The organism is Ruegeria haliotis (assembly GCF_013377785.1).
In the GTDB taxonomy this organism is placed as follows: Bacteria; Pseudomonadota; Alphaproteobacteria; order Rhodobacterales; family Rhodobacteraceae; genus Ruegeria; species Ruegeria haliotis.
Window position 1 is genome coordinate 1 of the sequence record NZ_JABXWT010000045.1, and the last position, 4908, is coordinate 4908.

General features: G+C 58.1%; 5 protein-coding genes. All 5 read right to left on the minus strand.

Features of this window, described 5'->3' with window-relative positions; genetic code table 11:
- Positions 1–175: glutamine amidotransferase-related protein (locus HW561_RS24370; protein ID WP_408015414.1), on the minus strand; the 175-nt coding region annotated here is incomplete at its 3' end.
- A 281-nt stretch (positions 176–456) separates the two neighbouring features.
- Entirely contained in the window at positions 457–1785 is a 1329-nt protein-coding gene (glnT, locus tag HW561_RS23125; protein ID WP_176867727.1) for a type III glutamate--ammonia ligase, read from the minus strand.
- 79 nt (positions 1786–1864) lie between these two features.
- Positions 1865–3193, minus strand: a complete 1329-nt coding sequence (locus HW561_RS23130; RefSeq protein WP_176867731.1) for an FMN-binding glutamate synthase family protein — start codon at positions 3191–3193, stop codon at positions 1865–1867.
- Positions 3194–3213: 20 nt separating this feature from the next.
- Complete coding sequence (locus HW561_RS23135; RefSeq protein ID WP_176867728.1) at positions 3214–3897, minus strand: GltB/FmdC/FwdC-like GXGXG domain-containing protein; 684 nt, start codon at positions 3895–3897, stop codon at positions 3214–3216.
- A gap of 1 nt (position 3898) precedes the next feature.
- Entirely contained in the window at positions 3899–4828 is a 930-nt protein-coding gene (locus HW561_RS23140) for a class II glutamine amidotransferase (RefSeq protein ID WP_176867729.1), read from the minus strand.
- Positions 4829–4908: the final 80 nt, after the last annotated feature.

The following is a 4908-nucleotide window of genomic DNA, read 5'->3' on the forward strand; positions in this document are numbered from 1 at the left end:
AGGGAATTGCCGGGGCAGGGAGGCGAACAGAGGGTACTGACGGCTGTTGCAGTTCAGGATGATTGGTTGCGCTCTGTTTCCGGCAGATACATACCGCGCATCTTCCGCCAGGTACCTCGATCCGCAGTTGATGCCCAAGACAAATGCCAAAATATGGGCGATTGAGATCACGCACCTATGTCGTGATCGCTTGTTTTTCGAGGGTGAGTCACGGGCGTTCCTCATGTTCCCAAAAGACCTCCGATGACCAGCATGAGATCAAAATCTTCAAGCTTGGGAGCGGTCACGATCTGCATGCTGTCGCAGTTGCAGGTGGTGTGATCGCGGAATGTCTCTGGGTGCCTCGCCTCGCGTGTATTAAAACAGGAGAGCTTTCATGATGCGTCAATTCGGGTGATCAAAGGAAACAGGCCGCAGCAAACGCCACGGCCCATATGTGTGGTCGGCTCAAATACCTCAAATATCGAGCGTGTTTTCTTTTTCCCAGCGTGAGAAGTGGCTGACGAATGAATTCCACTCCTGATGCTTCATCTTCAGGTAAGCGGCCGAGAATTCGTCACCCATTGCTGCCTTGAGCTCTTTGTCCTTGTCGTATTCCCGCAACGCATCCAGCATGTTGAGAGGCAGCTTGGGCGCGCCGCGTACCTTGTGACCCTCGGCGTACATGTCGATATCGTGGCGCTTGCCGGGGTCCGCCTTTGACCGGATACCTGACAGACCCGCCGCAATGATCACGGCCTGCAACAGATAGGGGTTGGTGGCGCCGTCGGGCAGTCGCAATTCGAACCGGCCCGGTCCAGGTACCCGCACCATATGGGTGCGGTTGTTGCCGGTCCATGTCACGGTGTTGGGCGCCCAGGTGGCCCCTGACATGGTGCGCGGCGCGTTGATCCGTTTGTAGCTGTTGACCGTCGGGTTGGTGATCGCCGCCAGTGCGCTGGCATGTTTCATGATGCCGCCCAGGAAGTGCTTGCCGCGTTCTGACAGGCCTAGTTCTCCGGTCTGGCCTTCGCCCGCGCCGGCAAAGACATTTGTTTTGGCGCCCGTGCCTGGCGCATCCCAAACCGAGATGTGAGCGTGACAGCCATTGCCGGTCAACCCTTCAACGGGCTTGGGCATGAACGTGGCGCGGAAGCCGTGCTTTTCCGCCACCGATTTGGTCATGAACTTGAAGAAGGAATGCTTGTCGGCGGTGCGCAACGCATCGTCGAACTCCCAGTTCATTTCAAACTGGCCGTTGGCGTCCTCGTGATCGTTCTGGTAAGGGCCCCAACCCATCTCCAGCATGTAGTCGCAGATTTCGCGCACCACATCATAGCGTCGCATGACAGCCTGCTGATCGTAACAGGGTTTTTCTGCGGTATCGAACGGGTCACTGATCTGGTCGCCTTCGGGGGTCAGCAGAAAGAACTCTGCCTCGATCCCGGTCTTGACATGCAACCCCTCGGCGGCGGCCTCGCCAATCAGACGCCGCAACACGTTGCGCGGGGCTTGGGCGACATCCTCACCCTCCATCGCGCAATTGCCAGCGACCCACGCGACCTCGGGCTTCCAGGGCAGCTGGATCACCGAGGACGGATCGGGTATCGCCAGCATGTCGGGATGGGCGGGGGTCATGTCCAGATAGGTGGCAAAGCCCGCAAAGCCCGCGCCATCTTCCTGCATATCGGCAATCGCCTGTGCAGGCACCAGTTTGGCCCGCTGTCCACCGAACAGGTCGGTGAACGAGATCATGAAGTACTTGACGCCTTTTTCTTTTGCGAAAGCTGCGAGATCTGTCGTCACGATTACTTTCCTTTCCCTGTTGTTTTCTGGTTATCAAATCAAAAACGCGGCCCTCATGAGAGAGCCGCGCCGCAGTGTTTCAGAACCCTTCCTTGCCTGGATACCAACTGGTCCCCGCCAGAGGTACTCTGGCCATGGCAGCAGCTTCCATTGTCAGGGCACACAAATCCTCGGGTTCAAGGTTGTGCAGGTGATTGTGTCCGCAGGCCCGCGCGATGGTCTGCGCCTCAAGCGTCATGACCTTCAGGTAGTTGCGCAGCTTCCGCCCCGCTTCCACCGGATTCAGACGTGCCGCCAGTTCCGGATCTTGTGTCGTGATACCAGCCGGGTCCTGACCTTCGTGCCAATCGTCATAGGCGCCAGTCGTGGTGCCCAGTTTCTGATACTCGGCTTCCCACTTCGGATCATTGTCGCCGATGGCGACCATCGCGGCGGTACCGATGGAAACGGCATCCGCCCCCAACGCCAGCGCTTTGGCCACGTCAGCCCCGGTGCGGATACCACCCGAGATGACCAGCTGCACTTCGCGGTGCACGCCCAAATCCTGCAGCGCCTGGACAGCAGGCCGGATGCACGAGAGTGTTGGCAGCCCGACATGCTCGATGAACACGTCCTGCGTGGCAGCGGTTCCGCCCTGCATACCGTCCATGACCACAACGTCAGCTCCGGCTTTTACCGCCAGGGCGGTGTCGTAATAAGGCCGCGTCGCGCCCACCTTGACGTAGATCGGGACCTGCCAGTCGGTGATTTCGCGCAGTTCAAGGATCTTGATCTCCAGATCATCCGGACCGGTCCAATCCGGGTGGCGGCAGGCTGAACGCTGGTCGATGCCTTTGGGAAGGGTCCGCATCTCGGCCACCCGGTCCGAGATCTTCTGACCCAGCAACATGCCACCACCGCCGGGCTTGGCACCTTGGCCGACAACAATCTCGATCGCGTCTGCTTTGCGCAGGTCGTTCGGGTTCATGCCATATCGCGAAGGCAGGTACTGATAAACCAGCTTGGTCGAATGGCCGCGTTCCTCAGGTGTCATGCCACCATCGCCGGTGGTGGTCGAAGTGCCTGCTGCCGAAGCGCCACGGCCGAGAGCTTCTTTTGCTGGCCCAGAAAGAGCACCAAAGCTCATGCCCGCGATGGTAATCGGGATGTCCAGCTCGATAGGTTTCTTGGCAAAGCGTGTGCCCAGAACCACCGAGGTGTCGCAACGCTCGCGATACCCTTCCAGCGGATAGCGGCTGACCGACGCGCCCAAAAACAGCAGATCGTCGAAATGCGGCACCTTCCGCTTGGCACCGCCGCCTCGAATGTCATAAATGCCGGTCGCCGCCGCACGACGGATTTCAGCATTGATTGGATTGGTGAATGTCGCCGATTGGGTCGGCAGGGTGCGGGGGATCTGATCATCCATGTCTTTCATACCCTTTGTCCTCAGTAAGCGGCGGCGTTGTCGACGTCGAAATTATAAAGCTGTCTGGCCGAACCATAGCGTTTGAATTCTTCCGGCCTTGCATCCGCGCCCGCGCGTTCCAGCAGGCCTTTCAGCAGTTCAAGATGTTCAGGCCGCATCTCTTTCTCGACGCAATCTGCACCCAGGCTCTTGACCGAGCCGCGCACGAACAGCCCGGCCTCGTATAGCGAGTCGCCAAGCGCGTCGCCCGCGTCACCACAGACAACCAGATTGCCCGCCTGCGCCATGAAGGCCGACATATGGCCAATGTTGCCATGCACGACGATGTCGATTCCCTTCATCGAAATGCCGCACCGGGAACTGGCATTGCCTTTGATCACAAGCAGTCCGCCATGACCGGTGGCGCCTGCATATTGGCTGGCATCGCCGTCGACAATCACTTGACCCGACATCATGTTTTCGGCCACGCCGGGCCCGACTGACCCCTCGACCTTTACGGTTGCCTGCTGGTTCATACCGGCGCAGTAATAGCCGGTTGAGCCCTTGACAGTCACTTCGATTGGCGCATCCAGACCAACTGCAATCGCGTGGCTTCCCTTGGGGTTCACGATTTCCCAACTGGTCTGATTTGTCTCATCCCTTTGTGCCTGCAGGGTCGAGTTCAAACCGCGCAGTCCTTCAGCTTCCAGATCATAGGTCTGCATATCAGGCGGCCTTTTCGTGAGTTGTCGGGCTGTCGTTGTGAGACCAGAAATAGACCGTGGCCGGTTCAGGTTCCCAAACCCGGGCATCTTCGATTCCAGGCAGGTTTACCAATGCTCTGTATTCACTGCCAAAGGCCACATACTGGTCGGTCTCAGCCATCACTGCCGGTTTGCAGGCGATCGGGTCGCGGACCACCCCAAAGCCATCCTTGGTGCCGACGACAAAGGTAAAAAAGCCGTCCAAATCATCAAGGCTGCTTTCCAGCGCCTCGCCCAAGGTCGCGCCATTCATCATTTTCCAGGTCAGATAGGCCGCGCCCACTTCGGTGTCATTCTCGGTCTGGATGATCACGCCTTCTCGGCGCAATTTGCGACGCAGGGAATTGTGGTTGGACAGAGATCCATTGTGAACCAGACATTGGTCAGCCCCGGTGTTGAACGGGTGCGCGCCCATCGTTGTCACCGCGGATTCCGTTGCCATGCGCGTATGTCCGATCCCATGAGTGCCGCTCATGCCGTTCAGGCCAAAACGGTCTGCCACTTCTTTAGGAAGGCCAACCTCTTTGTAGATTTCCAGGCTTTCGCCACGGCTCATGATGCGGACGGACGGACGGATTTCGGCCAGCGCGGCGCGCGCGGCTTCAAATTGGCCTGCCGGAATGCTCAGAACGCAATGAGTGTCATTGACCACCTGCGTGACGACCGTGCCCAGGCTTTGGCTGAGGTCTTCGGCCAGTCCGACAAAATCTTTTTCCGGGTTTGGGGATTGGACCGTCAGTTTGGTCTTGTTCTGAGAAACGTCACCATAGATGGCAATTCCGGCGCTATCGGGGCCGCGATCTGTCATCGTAATCAGCATGTCTGTCAGCATATTGCCCAACTGAGGCGCAAGGGACTGGTCTTTGAGGAATAATCCAACAATTCCACACATGGCTGGCAGATCTCCTTGTTTGTTTCGTTACGATTCGACGGTAGCAACAAATCTGCAAGGCATCAATAATGGTAGGAAAG

Coding starts and splice junctions, on each gene's coding strand:
- HW561_RS23135 (WP_176867728.1), bottom strand. CDS start 3,897: ATGCAGACCTATGATCTGGAAGCTGAAGGACTGCGCGGTTTGAACTCG.
- HW561_RS23140 (WP_176867729.1), bottom strand. CDS start 4,828: ATGTGTGGAATTGTTGGATTATTCCTCAAAGACCAGTCCCTTGCGCCT.
- HW561_RS23130 (WP_176867731.1), bottom strand. CDS start 3,193: ATGGATGATCAGATCCCCCGCACCCTGCCGACCCAATCGGCGACATTC.